Source organism: Elstera cyanobacteriorum, assembly GCF_002251735.1.
GTDB classification, from domain to species: Bacteria; Pseudomonadota; Alphaproteobacteria; order Elsterales; family Elsteraceae; genus Elstera; species Elstera cyanobacteriorum.
The window spans coordinates 249,752-266,275 of the sequence record NZ_NOXS01000030.1; the positions used below are offsets into that span (position 1 = coordinate 249,752).

The 16,524-nt window shown below is 63.6% G+C and carries 16 protein-coding genes; 8 read left to right on the forward strand and 8 right to left on the reverse strand.

What is annotated here, in order from left to right:
* Positions 1-40: 40 nt before the first annotated feature.
* The gene (locus tag CHR90_RS07165; protein WP_094408307.1) at positions 41-1,060 is read left to right on the forward strand and encodes a MerR family transcriptional regulator; all 1,020 of its coding nucleotides are present in this window, start codon (positions 41-43) and stop codon (positions 1,058-1,060) included.
* Here the strand turns inward: CHR90_RS07165 and CHR90_RS07170 are convergent.
* From CHR90_RS07170 to ftsE, 5 genes are read right to left on the reverse strand one after another with little or no spacing between them, the layout of a single operon-like run.
* The gene (locus CHR90_RS07170; RefSeq protein ID WP_094408308.1) at positions 1,044-1,781 is read right to left on the reverse strand and encodes a lysophospholipid acyltransferase family protein; all 738 of its coding nucleotides are present in this window, start codon (positions 1,779-1,781) and stop codon (positions 1,044-1,046) included. The two genes, CHR90_RS07165 and CHR90_RS07170, sit on opposite strands and share 17 nt — an antisense overlap.
* Entirely contained in the window at positions 1,778-2,356 is a 579-nt protein-coding gene (locus CHR90_RS07175; protein ID WP_094408309.1) for a YdcF family protein, read from the reverse strand. Before CHR90_RS07175 ends, CHR90_RS07170 begins: the two co-directional genes overlap by 4 nt.
* Positions 2,353-2,895, reverse strand: coding sequence for an HAD-IIIA family hydrolase (locus tag CHR90_RS07180; protein ID WP_094408310.1), 543 nt, complete (start codon positions 2,893-2,895; stop codon positions 2,353-2,355). The genes CHR90_RS07175 and CHR90_RS07180 overlap by 4 nt, the downstream gene beginning before the upstream one ends.
* 18 nt (positions 2,896-2,913) lie before the next feature.
* Positions 2,914-3,822 (reverse strand): cell division protein FtsX, encoded by a 909-nt coding sequence (locus CHR90_RS07185; protein ID WP_094408311.1) that lies wholly within the window; start codon positions 3,820-3,822, stop codon positions 2,914-2,916.
* The gene (gene ftsE, locus CHR90_RS07190) at positions 3,819-4,523 is read right to left on the reverse strand and encodes a cell division ATP-binding protein FtsE (protein ID WP_094408312.1); all 705 of its coding nucleotides are present in this window, start codon (positions 4,521-4,523) and stop codon (positions 3,819-3,821) included. The genes CHR90_RS07185 and ftsE overlap by 4 nt, the downstream gene beginning before the upstream one ends.
* Positions 4,524-4,678: 155 nt before the next feature.
* On the opposite strand from ftsE, the gene CHR90_RS07195 reads away from it, so the two are divergent.
* Positions 4,679-5,725: an MJ0042-type zinc finger domain-containing protein gene (locus CHR90_RS07195; protein ID WP_094408313.1), complete on the forward strand. Its 1,047-nt coding sequence runs from the start codon at positions 4,679-4,681 to the stop codon at positions 5,723-5,725.
* 62 nt (positions 5,726-5,787) lie between these two features.
* On the opposite strand, the gene CHR90_RS07200 is transcribed toward CHR90_RS07195, so the two are convergent.
* Complete coding sequence (locus CHR90_RS07200) at positions 5,788-6,612, reverse strand: SDR family oxidoreductase (protein ID WP_094408314.1); 825 nt, start codon at positions 6,610-6,612, stop codon at positions 5,788-5,790.
* A gap of 21 nt (positions 6,613-6,633) precedes the next feature.
* Positions 6,634-7,464, reverse strand: coding sequence for an enoyl-CoA hydratase/isomerase family protein (locus CHR90_RS07205; protein WP_094408315.1), 831 nt, complete (start codon positions 7,462-7,464; stop codon positions 6,634-6,636).
* 265 nt (positions 7,465-7,729) lie between these two features.
* Between CHR90_RS07205 and CHR90_RS07210 the strand changes: the two genes are divergently transcribed.
* From CHR90_RS07210 to CHR90_RS07235, 6 genes are all read left to right on the forward strand, one after another.
* Positions 7,730-9,466, forward strand: coding sequence for a long-chain-fatty-acid--CoA ligase (locus CHR90_RS07210; protein ID WP_094408316.1), 1,737 nt, complete (start codon positions 7,730-7,732; stop codon positions 9,464-9,466).
* A 112-nt stretch (positions 9,467-9,578) separates the two neighbouring features.
* Positions 9,579-9,995 carry a MerR family transcriptional regulator gene (locus CHR90_RS07215; RefSeq protein WP_094408317.1) on the forward strand — a complete coding sequence of 139 codons (417 nt, stop codon included), beginning with the start codon at positions 9,579-9,581 and terminating at the stop codon, positions 9,993-9,995.
* 66 nt (positions 9,996-10,061) lie between these two features.
* Positions 10,062-11,198, forward strand: coding sequence for a thiolase family protein (locus CHR90_RS07220; RefSeq protein ID WP_094408318.1), 1,137 nt, complete (start codon positions 10,062-10,064; stop codon positions 11,196-11,198).
* A 3-nt stretch (positions 11,199-11,201) separates the two neighbouring features.
* On the forward strand, positions 11,202-13,526 hold the full coding sequence (locus CHR90_RS07225) for a 3-hydroxyacyl-CoA dehydrogenase/enoyl-CoA hydratase family protein (RefSeq protein WP_094408319.1): 2,325 nt from the start codon (positions 11,202-11,204) through the stop codon (positions 13,524-13,526).
* An 11-nt stretch (positions 13,527-13,537) separates the two neighbouring features.
* A complete protein-coding gene (locus CHR90_RS07230; protein ID WP_094408320.1) occupies positions 13,538-15,325 on the forward strand; it encodes an acyl-CoA dehydrogenase C-terminal domain-containing protein in 1,788 nt (595 codons plus the stop codon).
* Between the two features lie 145 nt (positions 15,326-15,470).
* Positions 15,471-16,004, forward strand: a complete 534-nt coding sequence (locus tag CHR90_RS07235; RefSeq protein ID WP_094408321.1) for an acyl-CoA thioesterase — start codon at positions 15,471-15,473, stop codon at positions 16,002-16,004.
* Here CHR90_RS07235 and CHR90_RS07240 read toward each other — a convergent pair whose 3' ends face one another.
* Positions 16,005-16,523: an SRPBCC family protein gene (locus tag CHR90_RS07240; protein ID WP_170941327.1), complete on the reverse strand. Its 519-nt coding sequence runs from the start codon at positions 16,521-16,523 to the stop codon at positions 16,005-16,007.
* Position 16,524 lies beyond the last annotated feature (1 nt).

The window sequence follows — 16,524 nt, forward strand, 5'->3', positions numbered from 1 at the left end:
CCCCCATAACCACCGGGTTGTCCCCTTGCGAGGTTTTCCGATGGCGCCGACCGCCCCCGCCCTAAGCCCTGCCGAAGCCGCCACCCGGCTGGGCATTTCGATCAAAGCGCTGCGGGTTTACGAACAGCGCGGCTGGCTTAGCCCACAGCGCAGTGCCGCCGGGTGGCGCGTCTATGGCCCCGCCACCCTGGCCCGCGCCGCCGAAATCGTGACCTTGCGCCGCCTCGGTCTCAGTCTAGCACAGATTGGCCGCGTGCTGACGGGGGCGGGCGGGGATCTCGATGTCCTCCTGGCGGCCCACCACGCCAGCCTTACCGCCCAAGCACGCAGCCTTGCCGACACGCTTGCCCGCATTCAGACCCTGCGGGCCGACCTCGCCCAGGGCCGAATACCCACCCAGGCCGACCTTGCCCGGCTGGCCCCACCCGCCCAAGCGGTGACGGCGGCCTTCGATCTGCCGTGGCCGTGGGGCGGCGAGCGTTTCGAGGTACGCGGGTTGCCTGCGCTGACCTATCTCACCGGTCCCCTCGGTAGCGGTAAAACCCGGCTGGCGCACTGTTTGGCCGAGGCTCTTCCCGACGCGCGCTTTCTGGGATTGGAGCGCCCTATCGGCCCTGCGGCAGCATTGATGACGGCTGATCCAGCCCTTGCGGCCCGCGTCCACCGAGCGCTCGACTGGCTGACGGGGGACGGCGCCAACTTGTCCGATGCTTTGATTGCCCTGGTGACCGGGCTGGAAGCCGGAAGCCCGGCACCGTTGGTGGTCGATCTAGTCGAAGAGGGTCTGGAGGCCGCGACCCAGGACGCCTTGGGCGCTTTCCTACGCCGTCGCCCCCCCGGCAGCCGCCCGTTGATCGTCATGACCCGATCCAGCGCAATTCTCGATCTGTCGGACCCCGGGGCGGACAGCGCTATTCTCTTCTGCCCGGCCAATCACAGCCCGCCCTTCTATGTCGCGCCCCATCCCGGCGCACTGGGCTACGAAGCCCTCGCCACCTGCCTCGCCCCGCCAGACGTGCGGGCGCGGGTCGGACGGTTGCGCGTTAAGCGGGTTTCCTAGACGCCCAGCCCGCCGCTTCCAGCCGGGCAGTCGCAGGTTCGATGGCCCCCTCCAGCGCCGCCATGAAGGCAGCGCGCGGTTCGGCGGGCACGGTCAGCGGCGGCAAAATCTCAATGACCACCGTGCCGGGGTATTTGCGGAAGGCATTCCGCCCCCAAAAAACACCAGAATTCAGGGCCGCCGGCACTACCGGCACCCCCGACAGGCGCGCAAGATGCTGCACACCGCCGCGATAGGGGCGGTGGGTGCCCGGATCGGTGCGGGTGCCCTGCGGAAAGATGACAATCGGCCGCCCCGCCGCCAGCACCGGCAGCGCCGCTTTACCGACGCTATGGATGGCCTTCTGCCCGGCGCCGCGCTTCACGGCGATCTGCCCGAAGCGCCACAGGTAGTAACCGAACAGCGGCAAAAACAGCAGTTCGCGCTTCAGAATATAGGCCGGACGGCGGGCAATGGTCAGAAACGCCAGGGTTTCTAAGGCCGACTGGTGCTTGGCGGCCAGAATATAGCCGCCGGAAGTGGGTAAATTCTCCCGCCCCCGCACCTCCAGTCGTATCCCGCAGATCACCCGCATCAGGAACAGACTGCTGTGCGCCCAAAACTCCACCACCCACCAAGCCGCCGCACGCGGCAGCAGCGTTACCGGCAACAGCAGGCCCGCCACCAGAAAGAACCAGCCGATTATGACGATATTGAAGACCGCCGAACGCAGGCCGATCATGCTTCCCCCAAGGTAACGATACTCCGCGCCCAGGCGCGCAACAGTTTGTGATATTCGCTGACCAGCAGCGTCAAGCCCCCGGCGCGCATCCAGCTTCCTTCGGGAAAGCCGGGCGGGAACACCGGATGGGGAATGACCGCGAGGCCCGGCGCGGCGCGCTTCAGTTCGAACAGGCTGCGCGGCATATGGTAGGCAGCGGTGACCAGCCGGATGGAGCGCACGCCGGTCGCCTTCGCCCAAGCCGCCGTTTCCGCCGCATTGCCCAGCGTATTGGCCGCCGCATACCCCAGGATCACGCAGCAATCGATCTGCGCTTTGCCGTTGGGGCCAAAGCCCGCCAGTTCTTCCGGCTCCACATCGGGATTGACGCCGGAGATAAAGACCTGCTTGGCCAACCCCTGCGCTTGCAGCTTCAAGCCGGTTGACAGCCGCTGCCGCCCGCCGGTCAGCACAACAATAGCGTCGGTGCGGGTTTGATCCTGCGCGCTACGGTTCGGCACCTCGGCAATGAACAGCCCAAAGCCGCCGCCATAGGCAAGCGCCAACGCCCCGAGGCCATAGGCCAGCCGCCTCATGCCGCGCCCCCGAGGTCGGCCAAGGCCGCCGCCAAGCTAGGGTAAGCGGGTAGATCGGGGCGTGCCGCCGCACTGGCGGCGCCCTTGCCGGTCAAGACCAGCCGGAAGGCAACGCCCGCCGCTGCCGCCGCTTCGGCATCGGTCAGCGCATCGCCGATGAACAGTGTTTCATCAGGGGAAGCGCCATGCTGGTGCATGGCTTCCAACAGCATGCCGGGGCCGGGTTTCCGGCGTGGGGTCAGCCCGTCGCGCGGATCGGGGGCGATATGGACCGACGCAAGCCGCCCGCCCGCGTCCGCCAGCGCCTTGATCAGCCGAAGCTGAATGGCCCCGAAGACCTGAGGCGCTACATGGCCGCGCCCAAGAATCCCCTGATTGGTAATCAGCGCCGCCCTCCGACCCGTCGCGGTATAGGCACCCAGGGCCGCCACCGCCGCCGGGATCAACCGCATCTCCGCCAGCGTACGCACGCTCGTCGGCAGGTCTTCGTTCAGAACACCGTCGCGGTCGATCAGCAAAAGGCGGGGAAAGCAGCGCATCGAGGGGTTAAATCAGGCTCACGGCAGACGCGCCAGCCCCCGCAGGGCCGCCAGATAGGCGGCGGCCGCCGCCAGCGCCGAAATCGCCAGCGGCAACAAGGCTATCCACACCCAATCCAGGGCGCCGAGACGCACGCCTTTCAGCAACGCCGGGGCGTCGGCGGCACTGGCGGCGAGCAAGGGCAGCGCGAGCAGCACCACCACCGCCAGAAACCCACCGATCAGGGCGCCAAGCAACGCCCGCCCCATCGTCTGCCGGGCGAGACCCACGGCGATATAGCCGTCGCGCGCGCCGATCAGGTGCAGCACCTCGATCACATCCTGCTGCACCGCCAGGGCCGTCCGGGTGGCAAAGAGCACGGTCAGCACGGCTGCGCCGCCGATGACGCCGAGAACGACGACCGCCAGCCAACGCGCCGCCGTCGCCGCTTTGCGAATCGGCTCCAACCACGTCAGATGATCTTGATAGCGGGTACCGGGGATAGCCTTCAGCGCCGTGCGGATCGCCTCTTGCGAGGCGACGGCGGGATCGACCGAAACGGCGATCAAGCGCGGGATTGGCAGTTCGGCGGCGCCCGTGAGTTCCCCCAGCCAGGGGGCGACGAGCGCGGCCCCGGCTTCAGGCGGTAGCGGTTGCGCCAAGGTTACGCCGGGCTGGGCGAGCAAGAGCGTTACCGCCGCCTCCACCCGCTTACCGACCTCCGCCGCGTCGGGACCGGGGATGACTTGCACGGTGGCCGACCCCGTGACTTCTTTATCCCACGCCTGGGCGCCGCGATGCACCGCCAACGCCCCGGCAAGCGCGAGGAGCGCCAGCAACGTCATGATCGCAACGATGGCGGGCAGGAAGCGCCCGCCTTCATCGGCCCGCAACGGCAACGGATGCCCAAGACCGGGCAGGGGGCCGGAGAGTAGCGGAATCTTCATGCTGCCCCCCCATTCGTTTCGGGGCCGAAAGGATTACTACCGGGCGGCAGCAAATGTACTTCCCCCTGCTCCACATGCAGCACCGGGTGCGGGAAGCGGCTGATGAGCTGCTGATTATGGGTGGCGAAGACGATGGTCGTGCCGACCTTGTTCATCTCTTCGAACAAATGCAGCAGGCGCACGGCGATCCGGTCATCGACGTTCCCCGTCGGCTCGTCGGCCAGCAGCAAATCGGGCCGGGCGATGACGGCACGGGCGATGGCAACGCGCTGTTGCTGCCCGCCGGAAAGCTGGGCGGGCTTGGCGTGGACCTGATTCTTAAGGCCGACCCAGGACAGAAGCTCGGCCACATGAGCGTCGATCTCCGCCGAACTATGCCCGGCGATGCGCAGCGGCAGGGCGACATTTTCCAGCGCCGTCAGATGGTCAAGCAGGCGGAAATCCTGAAAAACCACCCCAATGCGGCGGCGCAGATCGGGCCGTTCGGCGCGCGGCAGCGTGACCACATCCTTGCCGAACAGCGTCAGCGTGCCGCGCGTCGGCTTCTGGGCAAGATACATCAGCCGCAGCAAGGTCGTCTTGCCCGCGCCCGACGCCCCGGTCAGGAAATGGAACGAGCCGGGCGCCAGGGAAAAGCTGACGTCGCGCAGAACTTCCGGCCCTGTGCCGTAGCGCATCCCGACATTGTCGAAGGTAAGCATCTTTCTCCCGGTGCCGCCGTCCTACTTCCGTCGCTGCAAGAGGGCCGGAAAAATCGACGGCTTTCAAGCCATTGTGCAGAGGGCCGACGCTGATTTCTTGCCGTTACGTCCGCCGGTTCGTATAACTTACGCAACCGAAATCGGGTAAAAATGCGATGATACTGACCTGTCCCTCCTGTGACACCCGCTGGACCGTCAATTCGACCGACCTGGCAAACCCTGGCCGGATGGTCCGCTGCTCCAGCTGCGGCCACACATGGTTACCGGATGCGGGCGACGACACGCCATCGCTGCCACCGATGTTTTCCGCCGCGCCGGAGATGGCCCCCGCCGCGCCGAAAGCCCGTGCAGGCCAGCCCGACGATGCCTCCATCGTCCGGCCACCGCCCGCTGGATCATCGATAGACGATGATTTCGATGCGTTCCTGAACGCCCCGATTACCCCGAAGGCCGAGCCTGACCTGCCGCCGATGGATTTCCTCGCCGCGATGGCCGACGCCGCCGCCGATGCGAAAACCGCCCCGGCCAGCACCGAATCGATCATCGCCAAAAGCCTGTTCGCGATGGACGATGACGAGGATGAACCGGCGCCGAAACCCGCCAAGGGCCGGGGCCGCAACCTGCCGCCGTCCGACGAAATGGTGAGCGCCGATGCGCTACGCGACAAGCTGAAAACCGCCGATGCGGAGGATTTCAGCGATATGACGCCGCCGCCGCTCGATCCGCCGATCCATAAGAAGCCGGGTAAGCCCGCCCGCGCCGCCGCGCCCGCCGCCAAACGCAGCGCCGGATCGCCCATCGGTTGGGCTTTGCTGGTGTTGATCTTCTGCGGCACCACTGCGGGGCTTTATTTCGGGCGTACCAAAATCGTCGAAGTCTGGCCGCCCGCCGCTATCGCCTATGCCCGCGCCGGGCTGCCGGTCGGTTTTGCCGGGGAGGGCTTCGACCTTGCCGATGTCGCCTCTACCCGCCGCGACGATGTGGGGCTGCTGATCATCGAAGGCCGCGTGCTCAATACGACCGGCAACGCCAAACCCGCGCCGAAGCTGAAAGCCATCGTTAGCGGCCCGGACGATAAGGTGCTGAAGGAATGGGTCTTCGCCGGTCCTGCCCTGCCGCCGAATGCCGCCGAACCCTTCAAGGTCGAATTGAAGGATCTGCCCCAAGCGGCAGATAAGCTGGTGGTGACGTTTAGCGAGTAGCAGCAGCGAAAAAAACCCCTCTCCTCAGGCTGGAGGAGAGGGGTTTTACGGCGTAAGGCCGCTTACAGGAAAATATCCGGGAACAGAGGCTGGCTGGGATCGACCGCATAGCCCGAAAGATCGGTGATCCCGGCGCTGGCCAACACCTCATCGTCGATGAAGAAATTGCCCGTGGTCGACTTACCGTCGCGGGTTAGCACCACATGGGCGGCATCGGCAACGATTTCCGGCGTGCGGCCATTCTTGGCCGAAATTAGCCCTTCGCCCTCGCCCAGCATCGCCAGTGCCGCCGTGGCGATGATCGTGCGCGGCCAGAGAGCGTTGACGCCAACGCGGCCCCGGAACTCCCCAGCCATCCCGAGCACGCACATGCTCATCCCATATTTCGCCATCGTATAGGCGACATGGGGGGCGAACCATTTCTCCACCATATTCAGCGGCGGCGACAGCATCAAGATATGCGGGTTTTCCGCCTTCAGCAGCTCCGGCAGGCAGGCTTGCGAGCAAAGGTAGGTGCCGCGTGCATTGACCTGATGCATCAGATCGTAGCGCTTCATCGGCGTTTCCAGCGTGCCACTGATGTTGATGGCGCTGGCGTTGTTCACCAGAATGTCGATGCCACCGAATTTCGCCACCGTCTCCGCCACCGCCGCACGCACTTCGGCTTCTTCGCGGATATCGACCGGCAGGGCCAGGGCTTTGCCGCCCGCGGCCTCGATTTCCTCGGCCGCCGTATAGATCGTGCCAGGCAGCTTCGGGTGCGGCTCGGTGGTTTTGGCGGCAATGACGATATTGGCCCCATCGCGGGCGGCGCGCAGGGCGATGGCCTTGCCGATACCGCGCGACGCGCCGGTGATGAAAAGGGTTTTGCCGCGAAGGCTGCTCATGGGTTTCGTCCCTATTTTTGGTTATGACTGATTGAACTGCGGGCGGCGCTTTTCGACGAAGGCCGAAACGCCCTCGATGAAATCCGGCGTCAGCGTGCTACGCGAGAAGGCCTCGCCTTCCCGGCGCAATTGATCGGGCAGCGGGGCGCCAAAGGCGGCATTCAGCAATGCTTTCGTGCGGGCGAGCGCCTGACGCGGGCCGGAGGCGAGACGGCGGGCGAGGGCTTCCGTCGCTTCCGGCAGCGCATCCTTCGGCACGACGCGGTTGATGATGCGCAGATCGGCGGCGCGCGGCGCCTCGATCCGCTCGCCCAGGGCCGCGATCTCGAAGGCGGGTTTCAGCCCGACAAGGCGGGGCAGGAACCAAGTGGCGCCGCCGTCCGGGGTGACGCCGAGGTGGCAATAGGCGAGGGTGAAGGTGGCGTCTTCAGCAGCAATCGCCAAATCGCAGGCCAGCACCAAGCTCATCCCGAAGCCCGCCGCCGCCCCGTGGACCGACGCGATGACCGGCTGCGGCATCGCCCGCATGGTTTCGACCAGAATACCCACCCGTGCCAGCATCCCCTGGAAGAGATGCAGCCGCTCCGCTTCTGGCATCGCCGTCTGCTGACGGAATTCTTTAATATCGCCGCCCGCCATAAAGGCATCGCCCGCGCCACGCAGCACGACGCAATGCACGTCGGTTTCCTGGCTGAGGGCTTGGAAGACAGTGATCAGCTTATTCAGCATCGCCTCGTTCAGCGCATTCAGCACCGGCGGGCGGTTGAGGGTGACATAGGCGACGTGATGGTGCCGTTCGACCAGAACGGGCGCAGCGGTGGCATCCGCCGCCGGGGCGTGGGTTTTCAGCATGATGGTCCTCCCTTCGAACCGGTCCCTGGGGCGCGCGCCGTCCCATCGTTGACTCTGCGGGGGCGGTTTGGCGGCTGGGCGTTTCCCTATAGTGACACGAACTAACGTCTTCGTAAATGAATTGACGTTACCGGCAAAGTGCGGTTCTGTTGTAGAGGCGCGTCACTCTCCCCAAGTGTAGAGTATAATGACGCCTGAGCAAACGACCGGGTAGCAACGCACGATCCGGCTTATACAGGGAGCCGACGTCACGTCGGAGGAAGCGATGAGCGAAGCTGTGAGCGCGGTGACCCCCGCGACCGGCCCCCAGGGGCTTGAGCTGTGGCAGATCAACTACCCCAAAGATGTGGACCATTCGGCGCCGCTGCCGTTGGCCCCCCTCTATGCCTTGCTGGACGAATCGGTTGCGACCTACGCCAAGCGCCCGATGATCGATTTCCTCGGCAAGAAATATACCTATGGCGAGATTGGCGCCCTAGTGGACCGGGTGGCGGCAGGCCTGCAGCGCGAAGGCGTGGGGCGCGGCACCAAGGTTGGCCTGTTCCTGCCGAATTGCCCCTATTACACCATCTTCTTCTTCGCCATTCTGAAGGCGGGCGGCACGGTGGTGAACTTCAACCCGCTGTATGCCGAAAAGGAGCTGGAGAAGCAGGCGCTGGATAGCGACACCAAAATGATGGTGACGCTCGATCTTGCGGTGCTCTACCCGAAGATCAAGCTGCTGCTGGATCAAGGCGTACTGAAACAGGCGGTAATCTGCCCCTTTGCCGAGGCTTTGCCATTCCCGAAAAACTTCCTGTTTCCGCTGCTGAAGCGCAAGGAAGTTGCCGCGATCACGATGGACGGGCGCCATATCGCTTATCGCACACTGATTGGCGGCGCCGCCAAGCCGCAGCCCGTGGCGCTGGACCCGAAGCGCGATATTGCCGTGCTGCAATATACCGGCGGGACGACTGGCATCCCCAAGGGCGCGATGCTGAGCCACTATAATCTTTACAGCAATGCTATTCAGGCCGTGCGCTGGTTCCCCGGTATGCGCCACGGTCAGGAAAGCGTGGTCGGGGTGCTGCCTTTCTTCCATGTCTTTGCGATGACGGCGATCCAGAATCTCGCCATCGCATCGGGCACCGAGATCATGATGCTGCCGCGCTTCGATCTCGATCAGACCTTGGAATTGATCACCAAGAAGAAACCGACGCTGATGGCGGGCGTGCCAACGATTTATACCGCCATGAACAATCACAAAGAGTTGGCGAAATACGATCTGCGCTCGCTGCGCTTCGGCCTGTCGGGCGGGGCGCCGCTGCCGGTCGAGGTGAAGCAGAAGTTCGAAGAACTAACCGGCTGCATCCTGGTCGAAGGCTATGGTCTGACCGAAGCCTCGCCGATCACCTTCTGCAATCCCTTGGACGGGCGCGTGAAAGCCGGATCCATCGGCCTGCCGCTGACCGGCACGTGGCCGGAACTGCGCGATCTTGAAGATCCGACCAAGATCGTACCGCGCGGCGAGAAGGGCGAATTGTGCGTCAAAGGCCCGCAAGTGATGTTGGGCTATTGGAAGCGGCCGGAGGAGACGGAAAAAGTCTTCCTCGGCGAGTTTTTACGCACCGGCGACGTTGGCTATATGGACGAAGAGGGCTTCGTGCATCTGGTCGACCGCATCAAGGATGTCGTGCTGTGCGGCGGTTACAATGTCTACCCGCGCGTGGTGGAGGAGGCGATCTATCAGCATGCGGCGGTGAAGGAAACCACCGTCATCGGCGTGCCCGATGAATATCGCGGCGAGACGGTGAAAGCCTTCATCGTGCTGAAGGAGGGCGAAAAACTTACAAGTGAGGAGCTGACCGAGTTCCTCAAAACCCGCCTCTCGCCCATTGAAATGCCTAAGAAAATTGAATTCCGCACCGAATTGCCCAAAACCATGATTGGCAAATTGTCAAAAAAGGAACTGGTCGCGGAAGAGCGGGCAAAGTACGAAGCTGCTAAGGCCCGTAAAGGCTGACCCACGTTGAGTTCATCCCCGCCCGTCAAACCCGCTCCGATGGCGACTTGACAGCACAGCGGGGGTGGATTACGTATACGTCAACTACCTTCCGAATTGGGTAGCTTCCGGTATGGTGCAGGTCGAGCAAGTTCAGGCGCAGAAACTTTTCTCCATCGGCGATCTGGCGGAGGAACATTCGATTTCCCCCCGCACGATCCGCTTCTATGAGGATCAGGGTCTGATCGCCCCCAGCCGCATCGGCGGCGCGCGCATCTACACAGCGCGGGACCGGGCGCGGCTAAAGCTGATCCTGCGCGGTAAGCGCTTAGGGTTCAGCCTCGCCGACATTAAGGAACTGCTGGACCTTTACGACGCCGACCGCAGCCAAGTGACGCAACTGCAAGCGACCTTAAAGAAGGGCCGCGAACGGATTGTCGATCTTGAGCAGCAGTTGCGCGATCTGACCGTCACCTTACAGGAACTGCGCGAGATCGAAGGCGAGGTGCTGCACCTGCTGGGCAGCAAAGGGGCTTCGGACAAAAGTTAACCAGGCTGGCCGCCGCCGCTCCGGCATCAATGGGCCAGCCGAGACAAGGTTGGAGGGACCGTTTAGATGACGTCAGTGGTAATTGCCGGTTACGCCCGGTCGCCGTTCCATTTCGCCAATAAGGGCGGCCTAACCCGCGTGCGGCCGGATGATCTGGTCGCAGGCGTGGTAAAGGCGCTGGTGGAACGCACCAAGGTCAATCCCGCCGATATCGAAGACCTGCTGCTCGGCTGCGCCTTCCCGGAAGGCGAACAGGGCTTCAACATGGGCCGTATCGCCGTGCTGCTGGCGGGCCTGCCGCTGACGGTGGGCGGCGCGACCGTCAACCGCTACTGCGGCTCGTCGATGGAAGCCATCCATATGGCCGCCGGGGCGATCCAGATGGGCGCCGGGGAAGTCTTTATCGCGGCGGGGGTCGAATCGATGACCCGCGTGCCGATGATGGGCTATAACCCGCTCCCCAATCCGATTTTCCAGCAGACCATGCCGGGCGCCTTGGCCTCCATGGGCCAGACGGCAGAAAATCTTGCCGCGAAGTACGGCATCAGCCGCGCCGAGCAGGAAGCCTTCGCCGCCGCCTCGCACCAGAAGGCCGCCGCCGCTCAGGCCGCTGGCAAGCTGAAGGATGAAATCATCCCCGTGCAGACCAAAGCCGGTCTCGTCGATGCCGACGGCTGTATCCGCCCGGAAACCACGGCCGAAGGTCTGGCCGGGCTGAAGCCCGCCTTCGACCCCGCTGGCAGCGTCACCGCTGGCACCTCCTCGCCGCTCACCGATGGCGCGTCGGCGGTCATCGTCTGCTCGGAGGATTACGCTAAGAAGAACGGCCTGCCGATCTTGGCGCGGATTAAGAGCATCGCCAAGTCGGGCTGCCTGCCGGAAATCATGGGCATCGGCCCGGTCGAAGCCAGCCGCAAGGCGCTGAAGCGCGCCGGGCTGACCGCCGATCAGATCGATATCGTCGAACTCAACGAAGCCTTCGCCTCCCAGGCGCTGGCCTGTATCCGCGACCTTGGCCTGTCGCTGGATAAGATCAACCTCGACGGCGGCGCGATCGCCCTCGGTCATCCGCTCGGCGGCACTGGCGCACGCATCACCGGCAAGGCGGCGTCCTTGCTGAAGCGCGAAGGCAAGCGCTATGCGCTGGCGACCCAGTGCATCGGCGGCGGCCAGGGCATCGCCACCATTCTCGAAGCGGTGTAATCCATGAGTGTGCAGAAGGCCTGCGTCATCGGCGCAGGGGTGATGGGGGCTGGCATTGCGGCCCATATCGCCAACGCTGGCATTCCCGTCTTGCTGCTGGACATCGCCGCGAAAGAGGGCGACCGCACGGCGATCACCAAAGGCGCCATCGACAAGCTGCTGAAAACGGACCCGGCGCCGTTGATGCATAAGGACGCCGCCAAGCTGATCACCCCGGGCAATCTCGAGGATGATCTGGCGAAGGTCGCCGACTGCGATTGGATCGTCGAAGCCATCGTCGAAAACCTGGAGATCAAGCGCGGGCTTTACGAAAAGCTGGAGGCGCTGAAAAAGCCAGAGGCGGTGGTCTCCTCCAACACCTCCACCATTCCCTTGAAGTATCTGGTCGAAGGCCGGTCGGACGCGTTCCGCAAGACCTTCATGATCACCCATTTCTTCAATCCGCCGCGCTACATGCGTTTGCTGGAACTGGTGGGTGGCCCGGAAACCGATAAGGCCGCCCTGGCCCGGATCGAAGATTTCTGCGACCGCACGCTGGGCAAAGGCGTTGTACCGTGTAAGGACACGCCGGGCTTTATCGCCAACCGTATCGGCACCTATTGGATCCAGGTTGCGGTCAACGAAGCCATTGCCTTGGGCCTGTCGGTCGAAGAAGCCGATGCCATTGGCGGGCGCCCGATGGGCATTCCCAAAACCGGCGTGTTCGGCCTGATCGATCTGGTCGGTCTCGACCTGATGCCGCTGATCGCCAAGAGTATGAAGTCGGTCCTACCGCCGACGGATGATTTCATCCGCACCAACATTCAGCACCCGCTGCTGGATAAGATGATCGCCGACGGCTACACGGGCCGCAAGGGCAAGGGCGGTTTCTACCGGCTGAACGCGGTCGGCAAGAAGAAGGTCAAGGAAGCCATCGACCTTAAGACCGGCGAATACCGGGCAGCGCAAAAGCCGAAGCCGGAAGCGCTGGATCGGGCCGGTCGGTCCTTGAAGGCCCTGGTCACCGATGCCTCGCCGCATGGGGAGTTTGCTAAGCGCGTGCTGGTGCAAACCCTTGGCTATACCGCCTCGCTGGTGCCGGAAATCGCCGATAGCGTGGTGGCCGTCGATGAAGCCATGCGCCTTGGCTATAATTGGTCCTTCGGCCCGTTCGAGCTGATCGACCAAGTGGGCGTCGATTGGCTGGCGGCGGAAATCGCGGCCTCCGGCAAGCCGGTTCCCGCCCTGCTGGAAACCGCCAAGGGCAAGAGCTTCTACCGCCAAGACGGCGGCAAGCTGGAATTCCTCGGCACCGATGGGGCCTATCATCCGGTCGTGCGTCGTCCGGGCGTGCTGCTGCTGGCCGATGTGAAGCGCGGGGCGGAACCGGTGTTGAAAAACGCCTCGGCCTCCGTCTGGGATATTGGCGATGGGGTGCTGTGCTTCGAGTTCACCTCGAAGATGAACAGCCTCGACAGCGAGATCATGGCCCTCCTGGCCAAGACCGTGCAGACCATTCCGGCCAAGGGGTATAAGGGCCTCGTCGTCTATAACGAAGGCACGAATTTCTCGGTCGGGGCGAACCTGGGGCTGGCGCTCTTTGCCGCCAATATCGCCCTATGGCCCGCGATCGAGGAAATCGTCGAAGGCGGTCAGAAGACCTATAAGGCGCTGAAATACGCCCCCTTCCCCGTCGTCGGCGCGCCGTCGGGCATGGCCTTGGGCGGCGGCTGCGAAATCCTGTTGCATTGCGATGCCGTGCAGGCGCACGCCGAAACCTATATGGGTCTTGTCGAAGTCGGCGTCGGCATCATCCCTGGTTGGGGCGGCTGTAAGGAAATGCTGCAACGCTGGCTGGGCCTGAAGCGCCGCCCCGGCGGCCCGATGCCAGCCATCGGCAAGGTTTTCGAAACCATCAGCACCGCGCAGGTCTCGAAGTCGGCGGCTCTCGCCAAGGAACTCCTGTACCTGCGGGCCGAAGACGGTATCACCATGAACCGCGACCGGCTGCTGGCGGACGCCAAGGCCAAGGTTCTGGCCCTGGCCGAAGGCTATCAGCCGCCCGCCGAGTTCGAATTCCGCCTACCGGGGCCGACTGCCAAGCTGGCGCTCGATATGGCCGTCGATGGCGCGGCGGGCGCGGGCAAGGCAACGCCGCACGATATTACCGTCTCGAAAACGCTGGCCGAAGTGCTGACCGGCGGGCCGAACGGCGATGTGACCGTGGTGCTGAAGGAAGACGATATCTTGGCCTTGGAACGCAGCAACTTCATGCGTCTCGCCAAGAACCCGAAATCGCTGGCCCGGATGGAGCATATGCTCGAAACCGGCAAGCCGCTGCGTAATTAGGAGGGCCGATCATGGTCACCTATGCTGCCCCTCTGCGGGAAATTCGCTTCGTTCTCAACGAAGTTCTGAAGGCCGACCAGCTTTCCGCGCTACCCGGCTATGAAGAGGCGACACCGGACCTCTTCGATGCGGTGCTGGAAGAAGCGGCCAAGCTCTGCGTGAACGAGCTGCTGCCGCTTAACCTGTCGGGCGACAAAGAAGGCTGCCATTACGAAAACGGCGTGGTTCGCACCCCCGCCGGGTTCAAGGAAGCCTATACGAAGTTCATCGAAGGTGGCTGGACCTCGCTGTCCTGCGATCCCGACTTCGGCGGTCAGGGCATGCCGCATCTGCTGGAATTCGTGGTGCAGGAACTCATCTGCTCTTCGAATATCTCCTTCGGCATGTACCCCGGCCTGTCGCACGGCGCTTATAATTCGCTGGCCGCCCACGGGTCGGACGAGCTGAAGCAGACCTATCTCGCCAAGATCGTCGATGGCACCTGGTCGGGTACCATGTGCTTGACCGAACCGCACTGCGGGACCGACCTGGGGCTGATGCGCACCAAGGCCGAACCGCGCGGCGACGGGTCGTATTCGATCACCGGAACGAAGATTTTCATCTCGGCCGGCGAGCATGATCTGACTGAAAACATCCTGCATCTGGTGCTAGCGAAACTGCCGGACGCGCCGCCGGGCATCAAAGGCATCAGCCTGTTCCTGGTGCCGAAGTTCCTGCCGAAAGCCGATGGCACGCCGGGCATGCGCAATGGCGTGATGTGCGGTTCGCTCGAACATAAGATGGGCATCAAGGCGAATGCCACCGCCGTGATGAACTTCGACAATGCCCAGGGCTGGCTGATCGGCGAAGCCCATAAGGGCATGCGCTGCATGTTCACCATGATGAATGCCGCGCGCCTTGGCGTCGGCATGCAGGGCCTCGGGATCAGCGAAACCGCCTATCAAACGGCGGTCGCCTATGCCAAGGACCGGCGGCAGATGCGCTCGCTCGATCCGAAGAAGCAGGATAAGAGCGCGGCGGCGGACCCGATCATCGTGCATCCCGACGTGCGCCGGATGCTGATGACCATCCGCGCCAATACCGAAGCGGGCCGCGCTCTCGCCTATTGGGTTGGCATGCTGCTGGACCTCTCGCACAAGCACCCCGACCCGGAAAAGCGCCAGGAAGCCGATGATCTGGTGGCGCTGCTGACGCCGATCGTCAAATCCTACCTGACCGATCACGGCTTCAACGCCGCGAATCTGGCGGTGCAGGTCCACGGCGGCCACGGCTATATCCACGAGTATGGCGTGGAACAATTGGTGCGCGATGCGCGCATCACCCAGATCTACGAAGGCACCAACGGTATTCAGGCGCTCGATCTCGTCGGTCGCAAGATGCCGCAGAATATGGGCCGCTTGATGCGCCGTTTCTTCCACCCGGTTTCCGCCTATCTCGAAACCCAGATGGAAAACCCGGCGATGCTGGAGTTTATCGGCCCGCTGGCGAAAGCCTTCGGCAAACTTCAGATGGCCACCGCCACCATCGCCCAGAAAGGCTTCACCAAGCCCGAAGAAGCGGGGGCCGCGGCCAGCGACTATCTGAAGCTCTTCAGCCTCGTCGCCCTCGGGTATATGTGGGCGCAGATGGTGGATGTGGCGATGAAGAATCTCGACGGCGACGAGAAGGCTTTCTACGAAGCCAAAATCGTTACCGCCCGCTTCTTCATGCAAAAGCTGCTGCCGGAGCATGCGTCGCTGTTCGTCAACATCATGGCGGGCGGCAAGGTGCTGATGGAGCTTCCGGCGGAAGCTTTCTGATCCGGGCGGTTTGCCCCCTCTCCCTTAGGGAGAGGGCGGCGCCATAGGCGCGGGGTGAGGGCGAGGCGCACCAATCTCTCAGAGGTTTTCCCCTCACCCTACCCTCTCCCTAAGGGAGAGGGTTTTGCTTTTGAGGGGGACGAGGATGAACCTCTATTTCCGCCTGTTCTGGCTGCTGCTCACCCGCCGTTTTCGCCCGGCGCTGCGGCTGATGGGGGAAGGACGGCTGGTCTTTCGCGTCTGGCCGAACGACCTCGACTTTAATTTCCATATGAACAATGGCCGCTACCTGACCTTGCTCGATCTTGGGCGGCTCGACCTGATGCTGCGCACCAAGCTTTGGGGGCTCGTGCGACAGCGACGCTGGATGCCCGTGGTTGCGGCGGTCAATGGCCGTTTTCGGCGGGCGCTCAGCCCGTTCGAACGGTTCACCATGACCACCTGCACCCTGGGGTGGGATGAGAAATTCATTTACCTCGATCAGAAGATCTTCGACGCGCAGGACCGGCTGGCCTTTCACGCCATCGTTAAGGCGGCCTTCGTCGGCAAGGGCGGCACCGTGCCGACCGACGAAATTATGGCTGCGATGGATGAAGACATTCTGTCGCCGGTCCTACCCGACGCGGTACAGCGCTGGGCCGATGCTGACCGGGCGATTGCCGAGTGGGCGGGGCGCTAGTTAAGCGTCACAATGGCCGAGGCGCACGCCAGAAAGTTCATAGGTAGCCACATACTGATCTTGCAGCGCCTCATACGTCAGCCCTGCGGCGGCGTCGCCCGTAAGCGCGGCCCCCAGCCGGTCGAAGAACCAATGCCAGCCCGGCATCATCCGCGCGCTGCTGGTATAGGGCATATGGGTATGGGTGAAGATCATCCGCGTTCCGGCGCCTTCGGCCGTTAGCGCGTAGCGGACAATAGCCTCCGGCGAGGTTGGGTTGCGCCAGGTAAATTCCAGCACATTCGGCGCGTCCCAGGTCAGGATTTCCCCCTGCATCGCCCCGGGGGAGCCGATCATCATCGCAATTTTGCCACCGACGACGGCCTCGACGGTCGAGACGCCCATCCAATCGGCCAACCGCTCGGGGTCGGTCAGCGCGCGCCACACTTTGTCGATAGGATGGGAATAGAAACGGTCGAACTGCACATCAACGAAATCGCCTGCTCGGGCGAAGGTACCAAGCGGTAGGGCTGCGGTCATA

Bases quoted from the DNA above. Each gene is read 5' to 3' on its own strand.
- CHR90_RS07165 (WP_094408307.1), top strand. From the start codon at position 41: ATGGCGCCGACCGCCCCCGCCCTAAGCCCTGCCGAAGCCGCCACCCGG.
- CHR90_RS07170 (WP_094408308.1), bottom strand. From the start codon at position 1,781: ATGATCGGCCTGCGTTCGGCGGTCTTCAATATCGTCATAATCGGCTGG.
- CHR90_RS07175 (WP_094408309.1), bottom strand. From the start codon at position 2,356: ATGAGGCGGCTGGCCTATGGCCTCGGGGCGTTGGCGCTTGCCTATGGC.
- CHR90_RS07180 (WP_094408310.1), bottom strand. From the start codon at position 2,895: ATGCGCTGCTTTCCCCGCCTTTTGCTGATCGACCGCGACGGTGTTCTG.
- CHR90_RS07185 (WP_094408311.1), bottom strand. From the start codon at position 3,822: ATGAAGATTCCGCTACTCTCCGGCCCCCTGCCCGGTCTTGGGCATCCG.
- ftsE (WP_094408312.1), bottom strand. From the start codon at position 4,523: ATGCTTACCTTCGACAATGTCGGGATGCGCTACGGCACAGGGCCGGAA.
- CHR90_RS07195 (WP_094408313.1), top strand. From the start codon at position 4,679: ATGATACTGACCTGTCCCTCCTGTGACACCCGCTGGACCGTCAATTCG.
- CHR90_RS07200 (WP_094408314.1), bottom strand. From the start codon at position 6,612: ATGAGCAGCCTTCGCGGCAAAACCCTTTTCATCACCGGCGCGTCGCGC.
- CHR90_RS07205 (WP_094408315.1), bottom strand. From the start codon at position 7,464: ATGCTGAAAACCCACGCCCCGGCGGCGGATGCCACCGCTGCGCCCGTT.
- CHR90_RS07210 (WP_094408316.1), top strand. From the start codon at position 7,730: ATGAGCGAAGCTGTGAGCGCGGTGACCCCCGCGACCGGCCCCCAGGGG.
- CHR90_RS07215 (WP_094408317.1), top strand. From the start codon at position 9,579: ATGGTGCAGGTCGAGCAAGTTCAGGCGCAGAAACTTTTCTCCATCGGC.
- CHR90_RS07220 (WP_094408318.1), top strand. From the start codon at position 10,062: ATGACGTCAGTGGTAATTGCCGGTTACGCCCGGTCGCCGTTCCATTTC.
- CHR90_RS07225 (WP_094408319.1), top strand. From the start codon at position 11,202: ATGAGTGTGCAGAAGGCCTGCGTCATCGGCGCAGGGGTGATGGGGGCT.
- CHR90_RS07230 (WP_094408320.1), top strand. From the start codon at position 13,538: ATGGTCACCTATGCTGCCCCTCTGCGGGAAATTCGCTTCGTTCTCAAC.
- CHR90_RS07235 (WP_094408321.1), top strand. From the start codon at position 15,471: ATGAACCTCTATTTCCGCCTGTTCTGGCTGCTGCTCACCCGCCGTTTT.
- CHR90_RS07240 (WP_170941327.1), bottom strand. From the start codon at position 16,523: ATGACCGCAGCCCTACCGCTTGGTACCTTCGCCCGAGCAGGCGATTTC.